Raw genomic sequence first — 21,817 nt, 5'->3', positions numbered from 1 at the left:
ACGGCGACGGCCCGGCACCCCTCATGGGGTGCCGGGCCACAGACTTATCGATCAGAGGCCGAGCAGGCGGGGCAGACCGGCCACGCTGTCGAGGACGTGGGTGGGCTGCTCGCGCGTGAGTTCCTCCCTGGTCTGGGCGCCGCTGAGCACCGCCACCACCATCGCGGCGCCGGCGGCGAGACCGGCCCGCACGTCCAGGGCGGTGTCGCCGGCGGCCAGCACCGCCGCCGGGTCGTCGACCCCGGTCAGGGCCATCGCACGGTGGATCATGTCGGGAGCCGGGCGGCCGGCGGCGACGTCGGCGGCGCAGACGACCGCGTCGAGGTGCTCGCCGACCCGCCAGCCGACGCTGTCCAGGAGCGGGTCGGTGACGGTGTGGTCGAAGCCGGTGGTCAGGACCACCCGGGTTCCGGCGGCGCGCAGGGCCGCGAGGGCTTCGGGGACGCCGGTGACCGGTGTCGGCGGCTGTTCGGCGTAGGCGGCGTTGAGTCGCTCCACGAATCGGGCGTGCAGCTTCTCGACGGCGTCGCGGTCACCGGTGAGCGCGGCCAGGGCGGCCCGTTTGTCGGCGCCCATCCAGTGGCGCAGCGCGGCTTCGTCGGCCGGGGTGCCGTGCTCGGCGACCACCTCGGCCAGGACGCGGTAGACGGTGCCCCGCTCCTCGATGGTGGTGCCGGCGATGTCGAGGGTGGCGAGGCGGATCATGAGCGGCTCCCGAGGCGGCCGCGGACGACGGCGGACAGCCTGTCCACGGCGATGATGAGGACGAGGACGACCAGGATGTGGGTGAGCATCTGGTCGAACTGGAACAGTTGGATGGACTGGTTGATGAGGAATCCGATGCCGCCGGCGCCGACCAGGCCGAGCACGAGCGACGAGCGGACGTTGACGTCGAAGCGGTAGAGCAGCAGCCCGACCAGTTGCGGTGTCACCGACGGCAGCAGCGCGTGTGCGGCGACCTGGAGGCGGCCCGCGCCGGCCGATCGCAACGCCAGCGGCGGGCCCTGGTCGGCGTCCTCGAGGGTTTCGGCCCACAGCTTGCCCATCACGCCGACGTTGTGGCAGACCAGTGCGAGCACGCCCGGGAACGGGCCGAGGCCGACCGCGGTCACGAAGATGAGCGCGAACACGACGTCAGGCACGGCTCGCAGGAACGACAGCACGGCCCGGGCGCTCTGGTACACCCATCCGGCCGGTGCGGTGCCACGCGCGGCCAACAGGGCGAGCAGCAACGACAGCGGGATCGACAGGGTGGTACCGAGCAGGCCGATCCAGAGAGTGACCAGTGCGGCTTGGATGCTGTCGCCCAGCACTTGGGCGGACAGGTCGGGTGGGAAGGCCTCGGCGATGAAGTCGGCCATGCCGTGCCAGCCGGTGACGAGGTTGCTCACCGACATCTCGGTGGTCCGCCAGGCCACGATGTGGGCGGCCACGACGACGGCGGCGATCAGCCAGCCCACCACGACCGTACGGGGGCGGCGGGGCTTGGCCGGCACCGGCAAGCGGGCGGGCGTGGCGGTCGTGGTGGTCATGGCACCTCCTGCAGTGGCTGGCCGGCGTAGAGCGAGTCGACGGGCTGGGCGGGGTCGCCGTCGAGGACGACGCGGCCGGCGCGCAGGCCGACGATCCGGTCGGCGTGCCGCCGGGCCAGGTCCGGTTGGTGCAGGACCGCGAGGACGGCGAGGTTCTCGGCGTGGGCGAGCTCGGCCAGCAGGGCCAGGACCTGTTCGGCGGCGGCCGGGTCGAGGGCGGAGACAGGCTCGTCGGCGAGCAGCGCCGGAGCCCGCTGAAGCAGGGCGCGGGCGATAGCGACGCGCTGCTGCTGGCCGCCGGACAGGGTGCCGGCCCGGTCGTGTGCGCGGTCGGCCAGGCCGACCCGGTCGAGGCAGGCCATCGCCTCCTCGCGAACCGCCCGCGGCAGCAGGACGGGCAGCAGCGAGCGGTGCAGCGGGAGCCGGCCGAGGGCGCCGGCGCAGACGTTGTCGAGCACGCTGAGCCGGCCGACCAGATGAATCTGTTGAAAGATCATCGCCGTGTCGAGAGGGCCACGCGGCCGTCCGGCGACGGTGACCGAGCCCGCGGTGGTCGGCACCAGGCCGGCGGCGGCCCGCAACAGGGTCGACTTGCCGGAGCCGTTGGCGCCGAGCACGGCGAGCAGCTCGCCGGCGGAGACCGTGACGTCGACGCCGTGCAGGACGTCACGGTCTCCGTAGCGGACCGCGATGGCGGTCAGGCCGAGCATCAGACGTCCTTCTCCGTGAGACCGAGCGAGGTGGCCAGGTCGAACAGCGGCTGGTAGGTGGACTGGTCGACGGCGACCATCGGGCCGGCCGGGTCGACGTCGAGCAGCGCGCCGATCTTGCCGACATCGGCCGGGTCGAGCGTGAGCAGCGCGTCCTTCAGGGCACTCTTGAACGCGGGGTCCATGCTGCCGCGGACGGTGATCGGGTCGTTCGGGATCGGGTCCGACGCCCAGATCTGGCGGAACTTGGAGGCGTCGAACTTGCCGGCGGCGGTGGCGCTGGCCTGCTGCTGGGTGTTGATCTCGGCCGCGTCGACCTTGCCGTTGGTGAGCGCCAACAGGGCCTGGGGGTGCCCACCGGCGTACGTCACCTTGACGCTCTTCTGGTCGAGACCGACGTCCTTGAGCGCTTTGCGCGGCAGGGCGTCGCCCGAGGTCGAGCCGACCGAGCCAAGGGCCAGACTGCGGCCCTTGAGCTGCTCGATCGTCGTGATGTCGGAATCCTTGGGCACCCAGATGCCGGCCTTGTAGCTGGACAGGGTGCCCTTGGCGTCGGCGAACGAGGCGACCGCCTCGGCGCCGGCCCGCTTGCTGGCGAACACGTAGCCGAGCGGCCCGAAGATCGCGATGTCGAGCTTGCCGTTCTGCATGGCCAGGACCTCGGCCGAGTAGTCCTGGGTGACGGTGACCTTGACCGGGCAGTTCAGCTTCTTCTCGATCGCGGCGCCGAGCGCCTCGGCGGCGGGGGTGAGCTTGGCCGGGTCCTCGAACGGCTCGACGCCGAAGCGGATCTGCCCACCCGGGCAGGTGGCCGACGTCGCGGCCGCGTCCTTGGAATCGGTGCCACCGCAGGCGGCGAGCGAGACAACGGCGGTGAGGGCGACGAGGGGGGTCAGCAGACGACTAGTACGCATGGTGTGCTCCAGATCAGAGGGAATCGAGTACGGCGGGCGCGAGCCCGAAGGCGGTGGTCATGCCGATGCCCGACGTCACGGCGACCGCCGTGACGCCCGGAGCGACCGGGGTCCTGAGGAACTCGCCGTCCGCGCTGGCGTAGACACCCCGCCAGCGACGAACGACGGCGAGGTTCGGTCCGAGCAGGGCACGGGTCTCGGCGAGCATCAGCTCGTCGAGGTCCTCCTCGGACCACGGCTCGTGGGTACGGGCGTACGTGTGGGTGTCTCCCACGACGAGGTCACCGCCCGGCAGCTGGGTGAACATGTGATTGACGTCGGCACCGAGCATCTCGGGCCGTTCGGCCTGCCAACGGGCCCGCAGCGCGGCCGCACCCGCGGTGGCCGCCAGGGCGGGGTAGCGCAGCATCGAACTGCCCGTCAGCACCGCAGGGTCCAGCCGCAGCCCGGGCACACGCACCTGCAGCATCTGCAGCACGCAGCGGCGCAGACCGGCCTGGTCGGCGACCTCCGGGAGTAGCCGGTCGAGGTTGTGCCCGGCGCAGATCACGGTCCGGCGCGCGGCGATGTCCCCCCGGCCGGTCCGGACGAGGCCTTCCTGCACGCCGAGCACCGGGGTGGACCACAAGATGCGGACGCCCGGCTGGTTCTGCAGCCACGCGGCCAGCGCGCCCGCGGCCCGGCGCTGATCGACGCGCAGGTCACGGGGCGCGAGAGCACCGCCCAGCAGGGTGTCCGTGGTGACCTGGACCCGCTCGCGGACCTGGTCGGCATTGAGCAGCACAACCTCGCCGGCGCCGCGGGTGGCGGCGAATTCCTCGAGTACGGCCATCTCCTCGAGAGCCCGGGCCACCAGGACGGTGCCGGACTCGGCGACCGAGAAGCCGGCGGCCCGGCCCATCCGCAGCCACACGTCGCGGGCGTGCTCGGCATACCCGAGGGCCTCACCGTCCTGGGCGGTGATGCAGGCGTGCCCGAAGTTGCGGACCGAGGCGCCGACGGCGCGCTCGTCACGCTCGACGACAGTGACGGACATGCCGCGCGAGACGGCTTCGACCGCATGGGCGAGACCGACGATGCCGGCGCCGACGACGGCCAGATCGACCGGAGAGGAGGGGGCGTTCACGGGGCTCACCCTGGCAGCCATCACCGACCAGGGTCAACAGCTTGTATGTATAAGTCATCGGCTGTTCACCCGGGAAGCGTCGATGCTTAAAGGGCTCCCGGGCCACTTGTATAGTCGTCGTTCATGACCAGACCCCTGCACCAGACCGTCGCGGCGGAACTTCGGCGCCGTATCCGCGCCGGCGAACTGGAGATCGGCGCCTCGCTGCCGTCGGAGGCCGACCTGTGCCGGGAGTTCTCGGCCTCGCGCGGGCCCATCCGCCAGGCGCTGGCCGCCCTCCGCGAGGAAGGAATGATCAGCAGTGGCCAGGGCAAACGCCCGGTGGTCCTCGATGCCGTGCCCGCTCAGCCGTTCGAGTACTTCCAGTCGTTCACCCGCCGGGCCGAGCTCACGGGATACGTGCCGGGTCAGCGGTTGCAGGAGATCGCGCTGCGCCGCCCGGAGGCGCACGTGGCGGCGGGCCTCAACCTCGACCCGGACACCCTTGCCGTCCAGCTGCTGCGGCTTCGGCTGCTCGACGGGCAGCCGGCCATGCTGGAACGGATGACCTACATCGAGCCCGTCGGGCGGCCATTGCTGAACGCCGACCTCGACGCCGGCTCGATCTATGCGTACCTGATCGAAAGGGGTGCCGACCTGCACAGCGCCCGGCACACCTTCGACGCGGTCGCCGCCGACGCCACCGACTCCCGGCTTCTCGGCGTCCCGGTCGGAGCGCCGCTGCTACGCGAGCGGCGCCTGACCATGGACTCCGCCGGCACTCCGATCGAATGGTCGGACGACCGGTACCGGCCGGACATCGCGACGGTCACAATGACCAACACCCGCAACTCCATGGGCGCAGCCCGCACCGCTGTCGCCTGACCTGCTCAGGCAGTGGGCAGCACGGCTTGGCGGGGCGCCGGGCCGCGGCGGGCGGCGTCGAACGCGTCGTCCAGCTTCTCCAAGGGATACGCGCCCTCGACGAGCTCGGCGAACGGGTACCGGTCGTGGCATGCCGCCAGGAAGTCGATCGCCGTCTGAAGGTCAACAGCGGTGTAGTTGTGCATACCGGTCACGGTGAGCAGACCCCGGACGACCCGCTCCGGATCGAGGCCGACCGCCGGGCCCGGCGACACCGAACCCGCCAGCACCAAGGTCCCGCCCACCGCGAGCGACGCCAGTGCCCCCTGGACCGCGGCCGTCGCGCCGGACAACTCCAGCGCGACGTCGACCTCGGCGCACACGTCGGACGACGCCCCAACGGCCACCTCAGCGGCTCCGAAGCGCAGGGCCAGCTCCCGCCGTGCGGGCACCGGGTCGACCGCGACCACATACGCTCCGCGCTCGGCCAGCATCGCCACCGCGGTCAGGCCGAGCATGCCGGCCCCGCTCACCATTGCCCGCATGCCCGGCTCGACCGGTCCCGCAGCCGCGACGACAGCGGCCACTGTCGCCGTAGCGCAAGCGGCCGGGGCAGCCACCTCGTCGGGCACGGTCTCGGGCACGGCGACGATCGTTGTGCCCGGCATGAGCAGGCAATGAGTGGCGAAGCCCCCGGTCAGCGGGCTCGCCTCGGTCAGCGGCTCGTGGCCGTACTTGCGCAGGCGCAGACATTTCTGCGTGAGCCCGCGCCGGCAACGGGGGCAATCGCCGCACGACGCGGTCACCGACCAGACCACCCGCTGGCCCGGCTCGACGGGCGCGTCGGCGCCGGCCGCGACGACCCGGCCGACCTGCTCATGACCGAGAACGCCGGGCGCCGGGGACGACCGGTGGCCGCTCACTGTGTGCAAGTCGCTGCCGCACACCGTGGCCAGATCGATGGCGACGAGAACCTCGTCCGGCTCCAGCCGGCTCGACACGGCAGTGCTGCACACGGTGAAGGGCCGGCCGACTCCGTCCCAGCGGGCGTAACGCGCTTCGAGTTCCATGCGAAGCACCCTAACTTGTTAATACAAGAGAGCAAAGGCGGGCCGGTCGAGACGTCAGGCCGGGCCGGTGGACAGCCAGCCCGCCAGCGTCGCATTGATCAGGGCGGCCTGCTCGTATTGAACCCAGTGCTTGGCGCCGGCGATCACGTAAAGGTCGCAGTTCGGCATGGTCCGCGCCAGCCAGCGGCCACCGGCCGGACGATTGACCCTGTCCGCCGAACCCCAGATGACCAGGGTCGGAACGGCGCAACGGGCAACACGGGTGCGGGCCCGGCTGAAATCCATGCTCCACAACGTCTTGAGCACTCCGGGGCCGAGGCTCGGGCGCCGCAAGGGTGGATCGGCCACCACCTCGGGCGCGATACTGGCCCGAAAACGCTCATCGAGCGCCCCATCGGACACCTCGCCAGGATCGTTGACCAGGTATTCGTCGACGAAGGAGCGCAGCTTCGCCCGCGACGGCCCCGACCCGCCGTAGAAGTCGAGCAGGGCGTTCAACCCGCTCGTCGGCAGAGCGCGGGTGGTCCCGATCCCGCCCGGCGCCAGCAGGGCCAGACGGGCCACCCGGTCCGGACTGTCCAACGCGAGCCGCAACGCGGCGGCGCCACCGTAGGAGTGCCCGATCAGGTGTGCTGCCGGGACATCCAGGATGTCGAGCAGCCCCCGCGCGAATGCGGCGAGGTCGCCGAACGGGTCGGAGCGGTCTACGACCTTGGAGGAACCACCGTATCCCGGCATGTCCGGAACGAGCACCCGATAACCGAAGCCGGCCAGCACATCGACGTTCCGGGCGAAGTTGGACTCACCGGTCGTTCCAGGACCACCACCGTGCAGAAGTAAAAGGGGGATCTCCTTCGTCGCACCGGACGACGCGACGATTTCGGTCAAGAAAATCTCACGCCGGCCTACCTGGACCAAAGAATGCTTGCGCAACAAATCGGAATGTCGAGTATTCGTCGCGGGGTGTGACGAGGACAAAGGGTCTCCTCATGCTGTGACAATCGGAACTCCGCTCTATGTTCTACAGCAGCTGTTCCAAGGAGGGTGCCCGCCACGGTAGAACCCTCGCGCATGATTAGACAAACGGCGTGGACATTCCATGCGGATGAATGTGATTCCGTTCACGAGTTTCAGGAACCGTCAGTCATCTTCATAAGCCGATCGAAATCCCCACCGATGACCCCGCCTGGGGAGCGGGCAAGAGGTCACATCGTTGATGCGCGAGGTTTGCGGCACCGCCCTCACCTTCATCAAACGCTTCCTCTGACGTGGTGCACCCGAGTTGCGGCACGAGGATCCAGTAGATCCGGAATCAAGGGCTTTGCGCGACTAATACCATGCGTCCCGCGACCGTCACCACTCGTAACTCTGCATCGGATGTAGGACGCGGCTGATCATGGCAGGGTGCAGCTCATGGCCAATACACACGCGGGGCGGCACGTCGCCTCGGAGGACTGGGTGCCGGTGGACCGGCGCTGGCTGGGCCTCGACAAACTCAGTCTGTTGCCGGCGGCCGTCGTGGCGGTCATCGGCCTGCTGCTGGCAACGGTGTTACCGCTGATCGACCGGGTGGTGCCCCTCGACGATCCGATCAAGGCCGGTGAGCGGCTCGACCTCGGCGGCGGCCTGGTCATCACGCCGCCGGTCGGCTGGGAGCTCGAGCTGGGCGTACGGCTGGGCGCCTCCACCACCGTGCCCACCTCACTGCGGACCGCCAATGCGGCAGTGTCCAACGACGGTGTCACCATCAACGTCGACATCGCCCCGTTCACCGGCGACCCGGCCGCGCTGCTCGACCAACTGGACGAAAACCAGAGCCGCTCGTCGCTGCTGCCCGAGTTCGCGATCACCGGCGGCCGGTACACGGTCGCCGCCGGCAGCGGGCTCACCGGGCTGGCCGAGACCTACACCAGCGCCTCGGCCGAGGGTGCGATCAGCGCTTTCACCCTGCCCGTCGAAGGGCTGGGTCTGACCGTCAGCGCCCGGGCTCCGCTGGGTCAGTTCGCCGCCTATCAGGACGAGATCGCCGCGATGACCCGCAGCCTGACCCGCGAGGAGACGAAGTGAGCACCGTCGCCGCCCGTACGGCCGCGATCGAGCAGTCCGGCTGGGGTGTGCCGTTCCGGCTCGTGCAGTGGCGTAACGCGGCCTTCTGGGTCTTCCTGTGGGGCATGGTCGCGGGCGGCTACCAGCTGCTGGAGTTCTACGGGCCGGGGTTCGGCGCGTATACCGCCGGGCTCGGCAGCGGTGTCCTGCTGTTCGGCCTCTACACCGTGCCGTGGCTCTTGCTGCTCGGCTACCACAACCGCTACACCTCGCTGCCTGGCCGCCTGCTGACCGTCGCGTTCCTCTGGGGTGCCGTGGCCGCCACGTTCTGGATCGGTCTGCAGGCCAACACCGCCGTGCTGTCGCTCTACACCAAAGCGTTCGGCGCGGAGTGGACACGCGATTGGGCGCCCGGCCTGACCGCACCCATCACCGAGGAACTGGCCAAGGCGACCGGGCTGATCCTGCTGATCGGGCTGGCGCCGCGCCTGGTCCGCAGCCCGTACGACGGGCTGATCGTCGGCGCGTTCGTCGGGCTCGGCCTGCAGATCTCCGAGGACGTGTTGTACGCGTTCAACGCCACCGCAACCCAGTTCGGCGCCGACCAGATCTCCGCGGCGTACGGCATCTTCGCCTCCCGCGCCGTCGCCGGCCTGTTCCAGCACGTGCTGTTCAGCGCCATCTTCTGCTCCGGTCTGATGTGGCTGATCGGCCGAGGCGAGACCCGGCACCGGGTCCGGGGCGTGCTGCTCATGCTCGGGGCCATGGTGCTGCACAGCGGCTGGGACAACGTGGGCGCCTACGGCAACGTTCTCGCCGGCCGGGCTGGTTTCGTCCTGGTGATCCTCGTGCTGGTCGTGGCCGGGCTGTGGCTGCTGACCGTCACCTTCCGTCTCGCGGCGCCACAGGAACAGGCTTGGCTGAAAGCCATCCTCGCCCCGGAGGTAGCCGACGGCCTGCTGACCGACGAGGAGGCGACAGCAGCGGCCGGCGGCTGGAAGGCTCGTCGCCGTTACCGCAGAACTCACACCCGCGCCGAACAGCACGTGCTCAGCGCCGCCAACGACCTGGCCCAGGAGATCGCCAAAGCCGGCGGCGCCGACAACGACCGCGTCGTCCACGCCCGAGCCGAGATCCAACGACTACGCCGCAGTTAGACACCGTACGAGGCGCTCCAGCCGCCGGCGAGGCACCCGAACCTGACGAGAGCGCCCAGCAAGTCGAACGAGCAAGAGCTGGCCGAGTTCCCGCGACTTTCGGGCACGGCCCTCGCCACCATCCACGAACGCAAGCAGAAGATGGGGCAGGACCGAGGAAACTGTTTCAGTCGCGAGGTTGCGGTCCCGGCGGCGACGCCCACATTCGTGTCGGGCGTCGCCATCCGGGCGAGCAGGCTCAGCGCACGGCTTCGGCCGGAGCCGGTCCCGTGGTGGACAGGCCGATGGTCTCGTTGTAGCGGTCGCGCAGGATCCGCACGGTGAGCTCGTCGAGTTCCGTACGAGGGGTGCGACCGTACTGGCCGAACTCCATGACCAGGGTCAGTTGCCGGTGTTGCAGCTCGCGGTACATTCGGCCGGCTTTACGGCCGTGCTGCTTCTTGGCCTGGCGGCGCAAGTGCCGGCGCAGCCGCAGGGAGGCCAGCGCACGGCGTTCCTCACCGGTGATGACCTCGTCGCTGACGTAGTGATCGGCGATCGCGGTGAGGTGGGTCGCCTCCTCACGGCCGGCCAGCCGCCACAGCAGCGCGCCGAGCAGCAACAGCGGCAATCCGCGCAGCGGGAGGGCAAAGATGTCGGCCGCCGGCAGCAACGGCGAGTTCCAGAAGAAGTGGAACCCGTACCCCAGCAGGAAGCAGCCGACCGCGACCAGTAGCCGGATGCTCAGCGGCTTGTTGCGGCGGGTGACGAAGTACCCGACGCCCAGCGCCGTGATCGAAGTGAACAGGGCGTGGCTCCACAAGCCGCTGGCCACGCCCCGGGCCAGCAACATCTGATAGACCGGGGCAATCTCGTCCGGTCCGGGGTAGGCCACAGCCACGCTGAGCGTGTAGTCGAAGTCCTCGATCACCTGGAAGCCGAGGCCGACCAGGACACCGATGCTGACCACCGACAACAAGGTCCGGAATTGTGTACGGGCGATCAGCACCAGCAGGATGACGCCCAGAACCTTCAGCAGTTCCTCAGTCGTGGGTCCGGCGATCGCGGCGCCCCACTTGTTGGCGAAGTCGCTGCCGCCGGTCTTGGCCAGGATCGACAGCAGTGCACTGTTCGCGGCCCGGGCCAGATAGGTGGCCGCGAAACCGCCCCAGGCGAAGGCGAGCACGAAGCCCAGGGCCGGGTGCTGCGTGAACAGATCCAGATAGCGGTGGAAGAACCACAGTGGGACGGTCGTGTACAGGCCCCACACCACCAGCGCGAGGAAGACGGTGGTCGGCACCACCTGCACGCCGCCGTACACCTCGGTCGCGAAAGCGAAAACACCGTTGATCAGGAACAGGACGAATAGCCAGAACGCGGCGCGGCGGGGCTGGTAGAAGCCGTCCACACCGATCGGATAACGAGCGTCGCTCACGGCTTCGCCTCCGCACGGATGCTGTCGAGCATGTCCTGGAACTCGGGCAGGGCCTGCTCGAACACCTCGACCGGGGCGTGGCCGTACACGACGATCGCCCGGTCGGCCTGCTCGTCGACGGAGATCCAGCCGCGGCCCTGTGACTGGTCGATCAGGTAGGAGAACGTCGTGCCCTCCAAGCCGCCGGGAATGCTGAACGACGTGTCGTCGCCCAGCAGGCGAGCCTTGCTGAACGCCTCGTCGATGCCCTTCTGCCGGCGCACCTCATCGGCCAGCGTGCCGTCCCAGGCCGACACCGACACACTGAACACCGCACCCGAGTCGCTCACCGACACCGACGACGCCGACGCGTCGGTGGCGTCCAGATACCAGCCGTCCTTAGGGGCGAAAGCCACCTCCGGTCCGACCTGGATGAGTTGGCCCGACGGCACCGGCTCGAGGTCCGGTGACGTCTCGTTGTCCACAACCACCAGAGTGCCCACGTAGGCGATGATCACCGCCAACACGATCAGAGCCCCAGGCCATGTTCGATACGGCTCGCGCCGCGGCAGCACAATTTCCGTCATTGCTTGACGACCCCCTGTAATTGACCCCGCCGCGAGTCATAGTTGCTTGATCAAGTCACAGGAGCAAGGGTCGGGCCCGCCGCCGTGACACGCGGCACGCGAAACCGGACGCATAAGGGACTGTTCACCCGGCCAACCAGCCAACAACGGCAGACGGCGGCCGGCACCCCCTTGCATCGCCTCACCAGCTGCGCCGCCGACGAAGCTTCTTGCGGTACGGCCATCGGCGCCACCAGCAGCTCCGAGCAGATACGACTCAGACGCTCTTGGCCTGAGTCACAGGCACCGCGGTGGCACCCATCCCCACCTCGCACTTAACCATCGCACGTAGTCACGCCATCGTTCGCGCACCGGCCCGGACGAGCAACACAACCAGGCCGACAACGCGGCGGTCGGCTACTCGCCCGGCACCGCTACGGCAGCGGTGGCCTTCGACCGCCTTTCGCGAACAAGGGGCCCTCCGACCCGCGCTGCGAACCAGCAAGATCCTCTCCGGCTGACGGCAGCCAACGATGGTGATCCGCCCGGCGATCGCCTGCCACCTCTGCGGTTGTTACAGCGATAGCTGTCGGTCACACTGGTCCGCGCACTTCGCCTTGACCTGCACTATTACGTCCACCCTCACGCAGCGTGATTGACGGGCGCGGTGATCGGTGGGTGATCGGATGTCGGCGACCGTTTCAGTACGGGCGCGGCTAAACCAGCACGGCCGAATCAAGACCCAAGGCGAGGCCGGCGCCTCCGAGGAGCACTCGGCCGGGACCTGCGCAAACTCAGAAGCCCTCTGAAATACGGAAACGCCTTCGGACCAACCTCGAACAGACCAGTCACGCAGTGTACTTATGACTACTAGTCGTCTGACTACGGATCAGAAGGTTAGGGGTTCGAGTCCCTTCGGGCGCACAAGATTGGGATGGGTCTGAACTGCGAAAACGCGGGTCAGGCCCTTCTTGCTGTCCAGCCTCTGTGGACGACGGGTGCACATGAGTGTCACTACTTTCCGTGACCGTGTGGGTGTTTGTGGCCTCGTGACCTGCGGCGGCGGCTCTTCTGATCGGGGTTATCGGCCGCGGTGTTCGTGATGGCGTAGCTCGGGTTGATCGGTAGACCGCCCTTGCGGGTGAACGCATACCCGGAGTCGGCCCAGGCCATGTTCGCGGCGTGCCGACGGTCCCGGTGCTCGAGCAGGATCGCTACGGTGTGCTTGTCCAGGGCGATGCCTTGGCGTGGGTGATCTCGGCGATCTCGGCAATCACCGCCATGCCGTAGAGGTTCGGCGCGGAGCACCGATGACAACTACCTCGCCACGCCCGCACACGCGGCGGTATTCGGCATGCACCTGCAGACCGCGAACAGTGGGCGCAGGCCCACCGCGTCGCCATCCGCCAGTCTCTGACCACGTGACGCCGAGGCGTGCTGGGACGGTCTGACGACGACGCCCGTCGGCCCGGGCCGCTACGTGCCGAACGCGATTCGGCTAGGACCTCATGCGTTGCGGCGGCCGTACTGGCGGGCGACGCCGAAGTGGTCGCGCAGGGTGGTGCCTTCATAGTCTTTGTGGAACAGGCCGCGGTCTTGCAGGATCGGGACGACTTTTTCGACGAAGTCGGGCAGGCCGTCGGCTTGGACGTCCGGCACGATGAGGAAGCCGTCGGCCGCGCCTTGGGTGAAGAGCTCTTCCATCTGGTCGGCGATCTGTTCCGGGGAGCCGAGCAGAGTGGTGTGGAAGTCGAGCACCCCGTATAGCAGCGTCTCGTAGGGCGTCTTGCCTTCCTGCAGGAGCCGCACCGCCCGTTCGGAGTGCATCTGGCCCGGTGCCGAACGCAGCGAAGCGCGTTGCCGTTCGGGTAGCGGGGTGTGGGCCTGGTCCAGAGTGATCCGGGTGCCGGCGATCGCGGCGAGGTGCTGGAGTTTGCCCGGCACGGTGTCCGCCATGAGGTCCATCAGCTGGTGTCGCCGGTCGAGGGCCTGCTGCTCGGTGTCGGCGATGGTGGTGAACAGGCCCATGAACATGTTGATCTCGGTCGGCTCGCGGCCGGCGGCCCTGGCGGCCTCGTCCAGGTTGGCCCGGTGGGCGCGGCCGGTGCGTACGTCGGTGGCCATCGAGTACACGCCCGAGGCGTAGTGGCCGGCCAGTTGCAGGGCTTCGGTGCCACCGCCGGCCTGGAACAGAATGGGCTGGCCCTGCGCGGAGGCGGGAATCGGCAACGGGCCCCGTGAGGCGACGTACTGCCCGCCGAGGTTGATCGGCTGGATCTGGGAGCCATCGGCGAACACGCCGGCTTCGACGTCCATCAGCAGGGCGTTCTCGCCGAAGCTGCCCCACAGCGCCTGGACGAGTTGGATGAACTCGTGCGCCCGGGCGTAACGCTGCTCACGGTCGGCGATGCCGGTGCCGTAGTTGGCCGCGATGGTGGGGTCGTTGGCGGTGACCGCGTTCCAGCCGATGCGCCCGCCGCTGAGCACGTCGAGGGCTTTGAGTTGCCGCGCCACGGTGTACGGGAAGTTGAATGTCGTCGACTGGGTCAGGGCCACCCCGATCCGCGAGGTGTTGGCGATCAGGTGGGTCACGACCACGATGGGGTCGATGCTCGCCGAGGGTACGGAGTTGGTCAGGTCCTCGCGCATGGCGGGGTGGTCGGCCAGGAAGAGGACCTGCAGGGCTCCGCGCTCGGCCCAGCGGGCGGCGTCGAGCATCGCGTCCAGGCCCAGATAGTCGCGGGGGTTCGCGGCGGGCCACCGCCATGCCGACCGGAAGCTGCCGTAGTTGGCGAGTTGAGCGCCGATCAGCATCTGGCGCCGGTGCGGTGCGGAGGTCGTGTCGTTCGTCATGTCGGGTTCCTCGGGATTCCGGTCAGGGGTCAGACAGAGAGAACTGAAGCGCGGCGCGCGAGCTTGGCGGCGAGATCCGCGCCGGCCTGGTCGATGCGCGCCGCGAGCGGCCGACCATCGGCGTCGGTCCAGTCGGAAGGGGCGGCGAAGACAGCAGCCGCGATCGTGTCGGCGCGCAGGAAGGCGAACAACGGGCGCATGGCGTGCTCGAGGACCATCTGATGGCGCGGGGAACCACCGGTGGCGGCCATCAGAACGGGCACGTCGGCGAGAGCACCGACGCCAAGTAGATCGACGAAGGATTTGAACAGGCCGCTGTAGGAGGCGGTATAGACCGGTGTGGTCGCGATGAGCGCGTCGGCGGCCCGCACGGTGTCGAGAGCCTGCGTCAGCGCCGGCGAAGGGGTCTGGCCGAGCAGGGCGTCGGTGATGTCGTGGGCCAAGTGGCGCAGTTCCACGTGCCGCGCCTGCGCCTCAGCGCCCCGGGCGGCGGCAGCGGCGATGGTCGCCTCGGTCAGCCGGTCGGCGAGCTTGCGCGTCGATGACGGGATCCGCAGGCCCGCGGACAACGACACCAGATGCATCTGCTTCATCGATCTCTCCTTTTCGCATCCGGAGCCCTTACCGCTCCGTGCTACGGTACCGTATCGAAACGCAAGCGTATCGCTACGGTGGCGTTTCGTTAAGCGATTCACAGTTGCCGCCGCTGGAGGTGGATCCATGTCCGAGAACGTCGTTCTCTCCGTCCTTGACCTCGCCACGGTTACCGAAGGGTCCACTGAGGCCGAGGCCGTCAACCGCTCCGTCGTCTTGGCCCAGCGCGCCGAACAACTGGGCTACACACGCTTCTGGACCGCCGAGCACCACAACATGCCCACCGTCGCGTCCTCGGCCCCGGACCTGATCGCGCTACGCATCGCGGACACCACCACGCGCCTGCGGGTAGGTGCCGGCGGCGTGATGCTGCCCAACCACTCGCCCCTGCAAGTGGCCGAGCGCTACCTGACTCTGGAGGCGTTCCACCCCGGGCGCATCGACCTGGGCGTCGGTCGCGCCCCGGGCACCGATCAGGCGGCGGCCTTCGCCCTGCGCCGCTCCGACGCCACGCCTTACCCCGACCAGCTCGCCGAACTCGACGCCTACCTCGACGGCACCACAACGGGACCCCACCCGTTCCTGGCGGCACTGCCCCGTGGAACGTCACGCCCGCCGATCTTCCTGCTCGGCTCCAGCATGGCCAGCGCTCGGCTCGCCGCAGCCCGTGGTGACGGCTTCGCCTTTGCCGGGCACTTCTCACCGGCGCTGGCCGTGCCGGCCCTGCGCGCCTACCGCGAGCACTTCACGCCGGGCGCCCTCGATCGGCCCTACGCGATCCTTGCCGTGTCCGCACTCGCGGCCGACACCAGCGATCGCGCCGAATGGCTCGCCGGCGCCCAGCAACTGGCCTCGGTGCGCCTCGCCCACGGCGCAGGCGGCCCGGTGCCAAACCCCGAGGCCGCCGCGCAGCACCGGTGGAGCAGCCAAGACCGCGCCATCGCCGACAACGTCAGAACTCGCCAGGTCGTCGGAGATCAGGCGGACGTTCACCGCCAGCTCGACATGCTGATCAACGACACCGGGGCCGACGAGCTCATGATCACTGCCAACGTGCACGGCCACGACGACCACATCCGCAGTCTCGAACTGATCGCCGAGGCCTTCGGCGTACAGCCGGCGGCCATCCCCGCGCTGACTTCGGCGTCCTCATCGCTACCCTCGATGCGATGACCGCCGAGCCCTCCGCCCACGTACGCCAGCGCCCAGCGGTGCCGATCGGCAAACCGCGCGACAGCGAGCGCGACCACCGGATCCTCGAGGCGGTTCTCGACCTGCTCAGCGAACAGGGCCCCGGCGCGATCAGCATGGAGGCGGTAGCGGCCCACGCCGGCGTCGCCAAATCCACGGTCTACCGGCGCTGGGGCAACATGTCCGATCTGCTGGCCGACGCCGTGGACACTCTTCAATTCCCGGTAACGCCGCATACCCAGACGGGCCACCTTCGCGAGGATCTCATCGAAGGCATCATCGGCGCCTCCGGCTGCCTGGACGCCCGACGTCTGCGCATCGTCAACGGGCTGCTCAGCGCCGCGCAAAGTCACCCCGAGCTGGTCGAGGCGTTCCGGCGCCGCGTCATCGACGCCATCGCCGAGGTCATGGCGGCAGCCGTCCACGGCAGTCGGGGTGGTGATGCCACGGCCGGACTGTCCTGGCCCGGTGCGGACATCCACCTCGCGGCAGTGATCGGCCTCATGATGGGCCTGCCACACGTCACAGGCCGCCCGTTGGAGCATGGCGACTTCGAACGCATCGTCGACGAGGCCGTACTCCCACTACTGGAAAGCCGCCTACCCGCCCCGTAACCACCACCCGGACCCGCCGCCTTCACGCGCTCCACACCGGCGACGAGAACCTCGTGTTCAGCGATGGGCATGTGCCGTCTTGCTCAACCGTGCGGATCACATCGAGTGATGGGGTGGAGAATCTATGAACAGCGAGCAGATCGACCGCCCCGCCGGATGCCCCGTTCATGGGGATGATCTGCGGGGTCGGCGCGCCAGTCTCCAGCATCCGGCTGACCGCTCGACGTCATCGAAGTGAACGGTCGACCGGGCGGTTGCGGCATGCCCTTGCGGTGGCAGACTGGGGTGGTCGGCGCACGTACCCCCGAGGTTTTCTGCTGGTGGTCCTATGCATGTCAGACGCTCGGAGACGCTCGACGGCTGCGCGCTGGCCTGGACCGACAACGAGGTCGTCGTGTCGGGCGCCATTGATCAGGCCAACGCCACGACGGTCACCGACCGGCTGGGCGCGGCCATCACCACCGCCGCCGTCACCCTGGTCGACTTCAGCGAGGTGACGTTCTTCAGCGCGGCCGGGCTGCACCTGCTCGAAGCCGTCGCGGCGGCCGCACGCAGCGCGGACGCCATCGTACGGGTGACCTGCTCCGTCCCCGTCTGGCTGATTCTCGATCTGTGTGAGACGACCGAGCTGCCCGGGCTGGTCCTCGACCGTGCTCCGGAGGCCGAACCCGACGGGAGCCGGTCGTGACCGCGGCCGCCGGACGGCCGACCCGGGGCGGATTCGAACACACCGCTCTGATCATCGACTCCGACGACACCCTCGACCGGCTTCTCGTGCCGGTCCTGCGCCGCCACGCCGGCGACGGCTCGCCCGCGTTGATCGTGGTCAGCCCCACCACCGAACGGACCCTGCGCCGCCTGCTCGGTGCTGATGCCGACGCGCTGACCTGGGGCGTGGCCGGAGCGTTCTACCAGCGGCTCGGGTTCGCCTACGAGGCGTTCCGCCGCTTCCTGCACCAGCAGCACGAGCAGGGCCGCAGCGTGCACGTGATCGCCGAACCCGACATCCCGACCGACCTCGACGCCCCCGTCGACCGGGTCGCCGCCTATCTGTCGTACGAGTCGATCTGCAACGAGGCCTACGCCGAGTACGGATGCCCGGTCACCTGCCTGTGGGACAGCCGCCGCCACCCCACCCTCGTCATCGAGAACGTCCGCGCCATCCACGACCACGAGCTGACCGACCGCGGCAAACAACACAACAACACCTTCGTACCGTCGTACGCCTACCTGGCCGGACGCGCCGACGTCACGATGCCGGCCGCACCGGACGTCACCGAGATCGACGTGACCCTGTCGGCGATGTCCGACATCGGTTCCGGCCGGGACGCGGTCACCGCCTGGGCCACCGGGCACGGATTCGCCCCCACGGCGCTCGCCCAGGTCGTCGCCGCCACCAACGAGGTCGTCACCAACGGCCTACAGCACGGCACGCCGCCCGTGCGGCTCCGTGGCTGGCGGCACGGGACCATCCTCGTGGTCCAGGTCGACGACTGCGGTGGCCGCGCCATTCCCCCGGACGCCGGCTACCGTCCGCCCTCCCAGTCCGCGACCGGGGTCGGACTGTGGATCGCCCGGCAGTTCGCCGACATCATGCTCACCCAGACCACACCACCCGGCAACACCGCCGTGCGGATGTATTTCCCGTACGCTCTGACCCACCGCGACCCGGGCTCCTGACGGCACCGGGAGGTGGCAACAGTGACGGCGGACAATCTCAGCCCGGACGCTCGCCGCACGTCCATCCGCTGCGTGACGACAACGGCCGCGTCCGGGAGCCGGCCATGACCAACCACGTGCTCCTGCTCTACCACGACATCGACGACCTGTCCGACCGGTTGTCCCGCACGGCCCCGTTCGACGGCCGCGTCATCGTGGCCTGCCGCCCGCAGAACCGGGATGCCATCGACAGGGCGCTTCACGGCCGGCCCGTTCAGCGCGCCGAGCAACCCGACATCCACACCCGGCCAGTCGCGGCCCTCGCCCTCTACCGCCGTCTCGGCCGCCAGTCCGGCACCGAGGTGACGATCATCGCCGAACCACAAACCGGCAGCACCGAGCAGAGCGAGGCCCGGGCCGCGACAGCCGAAGCGGCCTGCGACCTCGCCGGGCTCGGCGAAAACGTCCACCTCATCTGCGCCTACCCCGCCGCCAGCCCGGAGGCGCTGCTCACCAACCTGATCCGCACACACCGCGAACTGCTCACCCCACACGGACGACAACCCAGCCCGGACTACACCGACCCCGTCGCGACGCTGCGCACACTCGCCCCGGCCCCGCCGCCCCCACCGGGGGCCCCGCCAACGCTGCGCATCGCCGGCTCCACCAGCATCAAGGACCTTGGCGCCATCCGCCACGACCTCACCACACACCTGGCCGGGCTACCGACACTCATCCGCACCGATTTCGTCGCCGCCGTCAACGAACTCGTCACCAACGGCCACCTGCACGGCGCCCCGCCCCTGGATCTCCGCCTGTGGATCACCGGCGACTCTGTCGAATGCCGCGTCACCGACCACGGACCCGGCCGGCCGGACCCGATGGCCGGCTACCTGCCAACGCCGGGCTCCGGCCGATCCGGCACCGGGCTGTGGCTGGCCCGCCAACTCTGCGACGACATCGACATGTGGCGTGAAAAGGGCATCTTCACCGTACGAGCCGCCACAGCCATCTCCACCGACCGCAACCGGCACCACGCCGGCGCGGTCGCCCGCGCCGAAACCGCACAAACCCGCGCTAAAAACGCACAAAACAACGCCGAACTCGTCGCCCGCCGCGTGCGGATGGCGTCCTGGCGCTAGGCCCGGTCCGGAACGTTGCGCAGACGTACCGCTTCGAGGTAGTCCCACAGAGCGCGCTCGCGCTCGACGTCGTAGGACTCGTTCGACGAGGGTGTCACTCGGCTGCGGTCGACGTACGAGCCGGATGGGGCGACCGTACGCCCGGTGACTGTGGCGGCTAGACGGCGTCCGGCCGCGGCGGCGTTGTCGATGACGGGCGTCACTGTGAGCAACGGCAGGACCCGGTCGTTGAGGAAGCGGGCGAAAGGCTTGGCGTGCCGGCCGTGCCCGGTGGCGGGGACCAGGCCGGGGCTGTGCGCGACGATGTCCACGCCGTGGGGCAGGCGCCTTGCCCACTCGTGCACCAGGTACATCGCCGCCAGCCTGCTCGTCGCGTATGCGGCGTACCCGGCCGCGGTGGTCGCCGGTGACGGGAACGCTCCCGGCTGGGCCAGGATGCTCGGGTCGGCCCAGCGGGGGGCCGGGGTCAGGCCGTACGTGTGCCGGAGATCCCCGAAGTGTGTGCCGCTGTTCGTGATCACGATCCGGGCCGGGCCGGCGAGCCGGGATTCGAGTGCGCGCAGCAGCAGATGGTTGGCGAGCACGTTCACGGCGAACGTGGTCTCGAGACCGTCCGGTGTGGTGTGCAGGGCATCGGTGAACTGGACGCCCGCGTTGCCGGCGAACCCTCGCAGCGGTGGCAGTTCTCCCGCGTCGAGCAGAGCACCCACGGAGCGGCCGGCCGACTCGACACTGTCGATACTCGCCAACTCGGTGTTCACGACCGTGACCCGGTCGTCGGCCCGCAGCTCGCGCACCGCCTCGGCGCTGGTGGATTCACGGGCGAGGATGACGAGCCGGAGGTCCGGGTCGTCGTGCAGCAGGGCGGCCGCGGCGAAGCGTCCGATTCCCCGGGATGCGCCGGTCATGACCAGCGTGTGCATGGTGTTCTCCTCATGCGTGAGTGGCTCGGTCACCTTTTGGTGACCTGGTCACGAAAAAGTGCGTTCTTCCTCGATCAATGCCGGTCTCTTACGGTGTTCCAGTAACCGAAAGAGAGCGTGGAGGTAAGAGGCATGGTCGTAACCCTGGTGAACCCGAGCGGGCTGCCCGAGATCCCGATCTACCGACAGGTGTCGGTGGCCACCGGGTCGAAGCTCATCCACGTCGCGGGCCAGGTCGCCTGGGACGAGCAGGGCGTGACGGTGGGCGACGGCGACCTCGCCGCCCAGGTCGAGCAGTGCTATCTGAACGTGGGAACCGCTCTGGCCGGCGTCGGCGCGACCTTCGCCGACGTGGTGAAGCTGACCATGCACGTCGTCGACTGGAAGCCCGAGCAGATGCCGCTGGTGCTGGACGGGATCGGCCGCGCGGCGGCAAAGCTGGGCGTCACCCCGGCGGCGCCGGCGTCGCTGTTCGGCATCGTGGCGCTCGACGTGCCGGAGCACCTCGTGGAGCTGGAAGCTGTTGCCGTGCTGGACTAACCCGCGGCCGGGTCGCGGAACCGGCGGCGGGACGCCTCGATGTGACCGAGATGCCGCTGGGTCCAGCCGCACATCCCGTCGACCACCTGACGCAACCCTTCGCCGGCCTCGGTGAGGGTGTATTCGACGCGCGGCGGGATGGTGGGGTGAACGGTTCGCTCCACCAGCCCGTTGCGTTCCAGCTTGCGCAGGTTCTGGGTGAGCATCTTGTGGCTGATGCCGCCGATCTCGTCGCGCAACTCACCGAAGCGCAGGGTGTCCTGGCCCAGGAACTCGATGATCAGAAAAGCCCACTTGTTGGCGACATCCGAGAAGATCTCACGCGCCAGCGAGTCCGCGCGGGCCAGATCGGCTTCCGGTGGCAGCGCGCTGATCTCTCGCCGGGTTCCCATCCGCGACTCTCCCTCGGTTCCTGACCAACTATCAGAGAGTATCGGGGCAGCGGGCTTCTCACGTTGAGCATGACGGCCACAAGTGATTTCTTCATGCCGAAGACGCTAGAAAGATCGGTGAGAGAAAACGTCACCACACAGTGGACACTCAGCTGTCGCTCGCACGGGGGACAGGAGCGAGCATGCCCACGCCGACTAGCGTGATCACGCCGATCGTGACCGCTATGGCGCCCCTGGTGACGCGGGCCTCCCGGCAGCCCCGGTCCATCTTCTCGCGGTAGAAGTCGTAGTCAGGGTCGGCGCGGTCCGGTTTCGGCGGGGTCAACCAGAAGATGTTGCCGCAGTTCATGTCGTTCGGGTGGTCGCCGCCGGGTTCCGCGGCCGTGACCGGAGCCGCCAGCAACGCCACGACGATCAGGGCCCCGGCGATCATCAGCCAGCGCCGCGCGCCCCGTAGGTGATCGCGTATCCCGATCTTCACGCGCCGACCTTATTCCGCGCGGACAAGTCCTTGTCCCTCGAGCGAGCTACCCACAGGTGTCCACCGCGGGG

At 69.1% G+C, this 21,817-nt stretch carries 23 protein-coding genes; 9 read left to right on the top strand and 14 right to left on the bottom strand.

Features of this window, described 5'->3' with window-relative positions; genetic code table 11:
- Positions 1–51 precede the first annotated feature (51 nt).
- From ACQP2X_RS48725 to ACQP2X_RS48705, 5 genes are read right to left on the bottom strand one after another with little or no spacing between them, the layout of a single operon-like run.
- Complete coding sequence (locus ACQP2X_RS48725) at positions 52–705, bottom strand: phosphonatase-like hydrolase (RefSeq protein ID WP_498693182.1); 654 nt, start codon at positions 703–705, stop codon at positions 52–54.
- Positions 702–1,532 carry a phosphonate ABC transporter, permease protein PhnE gene (gene phnE / locus ACQP2X_RS48720; protein WP_498693180.1) on the bottom strand — a complete coding sequence of 277 codons (831 nt, stop codon included), beginning with the start codon at positions 1,530–1,532 and terminating at the stop codon, positions 702–704. Before phnE ends, ACQP2X_RS48725 begins: the two co-directional genes overlap by 4 nt.
- Positions 1,529–2,242 (bottom strand): phosphonate ABC transporter ATP-binding protein, encoded by a 714-nt coding sequence (locus tag ACQP2X_RS48715; RefSeq protein ID WP_498693179.1) that lies wholly within the window; start codon positions 2,240–2,242, stop codon positions 1,529–1,531. The genes phnE and ACQP2X_RS48715 overlap by 4 nt, the downstream gene beginning before the upstream one ends.
- Positions 2,242–3,156 carry a phosphate/phosphite/phosphonate ABC transporter substrate-binding protein gene (locus tag ACQP2X_RS48710; protein WP_498693176.1) on the bottom strand — a complete coding sequence of 305 codons (915 nt, stop codon included), beginning with the start codon at positions 3,154–3,156 and terminating at the stop codon, positions 2,242–2,244. The genes ACQP2X_RS48715 and ACQP2X_RS48710 overlap by 1 nt, the downstream gene beginning before the upstream one ends.
- Positions 3,157–3,169: 13 nt before the next feature.
- Entirely contained in the window at positions 3,170–4,282 is a 1,113-nt protein-coding gene (locus ACQP2X_RS48705; RefSeq protein ID WP_498693173.1) for a TIGR03364 family FAD-dependent oxidoreductase, read from the bottom strand.
- 123 nt (positions 4,283–4,405) lie between these two features.
- Here ACQP2X_RS48705 and ACQP2X_RS48700 point away from each other — a divergent pair, with 123 nt between their 5' ends.
- The gene (locus ACQP2X_RS48700; RefSeq protein ID WP_498693171.1) at positions 4,406–5,146 is read left to right on the top strand and encodes a GntR family transcriptional regulator; all 741 of its coding nucleotides are present in this window, start codon (positions 4,406–4,408) and stop codon (positions 5,144–5,146) included.
- A 5-nt stretch (positions 5,147–5,151) separates the two neighbouring features.
- On the opposite strand, the gene ACQP2X_RS48695 is transcribed toward ACQP2X_RS48700, so the two are convergent.
- Positions 5,152–6,195 (bottom strand): zinc-binding dehydrogenase, encoded by a 1,044-nt coding sequence (locus ACQP2X_RS48695; RefSeq protein ID WP_498693169.1) that lies wholly within the window; start codon positions 6,193–6,195, stop codon positions 5,152–5,154.
- A 54-nt stretch (positions 6,196–6,249) separates the two neighbouring features.
- Complete coding sequence (locus ACQP2X_RS48690) at positions 6,250–7,128, bottom strand: alpha/beta fold hydrolase (RefSeq protein ID WP_498693168.1); 879 nt, start codon at positions 7,126–7,128, stop codon at positions 6,250–6,252.
- A 480-nt stretch (positions 7,129–7,608) separates the two neighbouring features.
- Between ACQP2X_RS48690 and ACQP2X_RS48685 the strand changes: the two genes are divergently transcribed.
- Both ACQP2X_RS48685 and ACQP2X_RS48680 read left to right on the top strand, forming a co-directional pair.
- On the top strand, positions 7,609–8,262 hold the full coding sequence (locus tag ACQP2X_RS48685) for a hypothetical protein (protein WP_498693166.1): 654 nt from the start codon (positions 7,609–7,611) through the stop codon (positions 8,260–8,262).
- Positions 8,259–9,398: a PrsW family intramembrane metalloprotease gene (locus tag ACQP2X_RS48680; protein WP_498693164.1), complete on the top strand. Its 1,140-nt coding sequence runs from the start codon at positions 8,259–8,261 to the stop codon at positions 9,396–9,398. Before ACQP2X_RS48685 ends, ACQP2X_RS48680 begins: the two co-directional genes overlap by 4 nt.
- Before the next feature lie 238 nt (positions 9,399–9,636).
- On the opposite strand, the gene ACQP2X_RS48675 is transcribed toward ACQP2X_RS48680, so the two are convergent.
- The 4 genes from ACQP2X_RS48675 to ACQP2X_RS48660 all read right to left on the bottom strand — a co-directional run bounded on the left by ACQP2X_RS48675 (position 9,637) and on the right by ACQP2X_RS48660 (position 14,794).
- The gene (locus ACQP2X_RS48675; RefSeq protein WP_498693162.1) at positions 9,637–10,812 is read right to left on the bottom strand and encodes a PrsW family intramembrane metalloprotease; all 1,176 of its coding nucleotides are present in this window, start codon (positions 10,810–10,812) and stop codon (positions 9,637–9,639) included.
- Positions 10,809–11,309: a hypothetical protein gene (locus tag ACQP2X_RS48670; RefSeq protein WP_498693161.1), complete on the bottom strand. Its 501-nt coding sequence runs from the start codon at positions 11,307–11,309 to the stop codon at positions 10,809–10,811. Before ACQP2X_RS48670 ends, ACQP2X_RS48675 begins: the two co-directional genes overlap by 4 nt.
- A gap of 1,554 nt (positions 11,310–12,863) precedes the next feature.
- Positions 12,864–14,210 carry an NtaA/DmoA family FMN-dependent monooxygenase gene (locus ACQP2X_RS48665; RefSeq protein ID WP_498693160.1) on the bottom strand — a complete coding sequence of 449 codons (1,347 nt, stop codon included), beginning with the start codon at positions 14,208–14,210 and terminating at the stop codon, positions 12,864–12,866.
- 29 nt (positions 14,211–14,239) lie between these two features.
- On the bottom strand, positions 14,240–14,794 hold the full coding sequence (locus ACQP2X_RS48660) for a CE1759 family FMN reductase (RefSeq protein WP_498693158.1): 555 nt from the start codon (positions 14,792–14,794) through the stop codon (positions 14,240–14,242).
- Between the two features lie 136 nt (positions 14,795–14,930).
- Here ACQP2X_RS48660 and ACQP2X_RS48655 point away from each other — a divergent pair, with 136 nt between their 5' ends.
- The 5 genes from ACQP2X_RS48655 to ACQP2X_RS48635 all read left to right on the top strand — a co-directional run bounded on the left by ACQP2X_RS48655 (position 14,931) and on the right by ACQP2X_RS48635 (position 19,410).
- Complete coding sequence (locus ACQP2X_RS48655; protein ID WP_498693156.1) at positions 14,931–15,977, top strand: LLM class flavin-dependent oxidoreductase; 1,047 nt, start codon at positions 14,931–14,933, stop codon at positions 15,975–15,977.
- Positions 15,974–16,609 (top strand): TetR/AcrR family transcriptional regulator, encoded by a 636-nt coding sequence (locus ACQP2X_RS48650; protein WP_498693155.1) that lies wholly within the window; start codon positions 15,974–15,976, stop codon positions 16,607–16,609. The genes ACQP2X_RS48655 and ACQP2X_RS48650 overlap by 4 nt, the downstream gene beginning before the upstream one ends.
- A 328-nt stretch (positions 16,610–16,937) precedes the next feature.
- On the top strand, positions 16,938–17,297 hold the full coding sequence (locus tag ACQP2X_RS48645) for an STAS domain-containing protein (RefSeq protein ID WP_498693153.1): 360 nt from the start codon (positions 16,938–16,940) through the stop codon (positions 17,295–17,297).
- Positions 17,294–18,289: an MEDS domain-containing protein gene (locus ACQP2X_RS48640; protein WP_498693150.1), complete on the top strand. Its 996-nt coding sequence runs from the start codon at positions 17,294–17,296 to the stop codon at positions 18,287–18,289. The genes ACQP2X_RS48645 and ACQP2X_RS48640 overlap by 4 nt, the downstream gene beginning before the upstream one ends.
- A 104-nt stretch (positions 18,290–18,393) precedes the next feature.
- Positions 18,394–19,410, top strand: coding sequence for an ATP-binding protein (locus ACQP2X_RS48635; RefSeq protein WP_498693147.1), 1,017 nt, complete (start codon positions 18,394–18,396; stop codon positions 19,408–19,410).
- On the opposite strand, the gene ACQP2X_RS48630 is transcribed toward ACQP2X_RS48635, so the two are convergent.
- The gene (locus ACQP2X_RS48630) at positions 19,407–20,366 is read right to left on the bottom strand and encodes an SDR family NAD(P)-dependent oxidoreductase (protein WP_498693144.1); all 960 of its coding nucleotides are present in this window, start codon (positions 20,364–20,366) and stop codon (positions 19,407–19,409) included. The genes ACQP2X_RS48635 and ACQP2X_RS48630 overlap by 4 nt on opposite strands.
- Positions 20,367–20,465: 99 nt before the next feature.
- Between ACQP2X_RS48630 and ACQP2X_RS48625 the strand changes: the two genes are divergently transcribed.
- Entirely contained in the window at positions 20,466–20,873 is a 408-nt protein-coding gene (locus tag ACQP2X_RS48625; protein WP_498693143.1) for a RidA family protein, read from the top strand.
- Here the strand turns inward: ACQP2X_RS48625 and ACQP2X_RS48620 are convergent.
- Together ACQP2X_RS48620 and ACQP2X_RS48615 are read right to left on the bottom strand one after the other, a co-directional pair.
- Entirely contained in the window at positions 20,870–21,265 is a 396-nt protein-coding gene (locus ACQP2X_RS48620) for a winged helix-turn-helix transcriptional regulator (protein ID WP_498693141.1), read from the bottom strand. The two genes, ACQP2X_RS48625 and ACQP2X_RS48620, sit on opposite strands and share 4 nt — an antisense overlap.
- A 148-nt stretch (positions 21,266–21,413) precedes the next feature.
- Positions 21,414–21,746: a hypothetical protein gene (locus tag ACQP2X_RS48615; RefSeq protein WP_498693140.1), complete on the bottom strand. Its 333-nt coding sequence runs from the start codon at positions 21,744–21,746 to the stop codon at positions 21,414–21,416.
- Between the last annotated feature and the right edge of the window lie 71 nt (positions 21,747–21,817).

The organism is Actinoplanes sp. CA-131856, from assembly GCF_050956135.1.
In the GTDB taxonomy this organism is placed as follows: Bacteria; Actinomycetota; Actinomycetes; order Mycobacteriales; family Micromonosporaceae; genus Actinoplanes.
This window is presented reverse-complemented; position numbering and strand designations above follow the sequence as displayed.

Coding starts and splice junctions, on each gene's coding strand:
- ACQP2X_RS48620 (WP_498693141.1), bottom strand. CDS start 21,265: ATGGGAACCCGGCGAGAGATCAGCGCGCTGCCACCGGAAGCCGATCTG.
- ACQP2X_RS48655 (WP_498693156.1), top strand. CDS start 14,931: ATGTCCGAGAACGTCGTTCTCTCCGTCCTTGACCTCGCCACGGTTACC.
- ACQP2X_RS48660 (WP_498693158.1), bottom strand. CDS start 14,794: ATGCATCTGGTGTCGTTGTCCGCGGGCCTGCGGATCCCGTCATCGACG.
- ACQP2X_RS48725 (WP_498693182.1), bottom strand. CDS start 705: ATGATCCGCCTCGCCACCCTCGACATCGCCGGCACCACCATCGAGGAG.
- ACQP2X_RS48645 (WP_498693153.1), top strand. CDS start 16,938: ATGCATGTCAGACGCTCGGAGACGCTCGACGGCTGCGCGCTGGCCTGG.
- ACQP2X_RS48635 (WP_498693147.1), top strand. CDS start 18,394: ATGACCAACCACGTGCTCCTGCTCTACCACGACATCGACGACCTGTCC.
- ACQP2X_RS48665 (WP_498693160.1), bottom strand. CDS start 14,210: ATGACGAACGACACGACCTCCGCACCGCACCGGCGCCAGATGCTGATC.
- ACQP2X_RS48695 (WP_498693169.1), bottom strand. CDS start 6,195: ATGGAACTCGAAGCGCGTTACGCCCGCTGGGACGGAGTCGGCCGGCCC.
- ACQP2X_RS48625 (WP_498693143.1), top strand. CDS start 20,466: ATGGTCGTAACCCTGGTGAACCCGAGCGGGCTGCCCGAGATCCCGATC.
- ACQP2X_RS48710 (WP_498693176.1), bottom strand. CDS start 3,156: ATGCGTACTAGTCGTCTGCTGACCCCCCTCGTCGCCCTCACCGCCGTT.
- ACQP2X_RS48685 (WP_498693166.1), top strand. CDS start 7,609: ATGGCCAATACACACGCGGGGCGGCACGTCGCCTCGGAGGACTGGGTG.
- ACQP2X_RS48700 (WP_498693171.1), top strand. CDS start 4,406: ATGACCAGACCCCTGCACCAGACCGTCGCGGCGGAACTTCGGCGCCGT.
- ACQP2X_RS48715 (WP_498693179.1), bottom strand. CDS start 2,242: ATGCTCGGCCTGACCGCCATCGCGGTCCGCTACGGAGACCGTGACGTC.
- phnE (WP_498693180.1), bottom strand. CDS start 1,532: ATGACCACCACGACCGCCACGCCCGCCCGCTTGCCGGTGCCGGCCAAG.
- ACQP2X_RS48650 (WP_498693155.1), top strand. CDS start 15,974: ATGACCGCCGAGCCCTCCGCCCACGTACGCCAGCGCCCAGCGGTGCCG.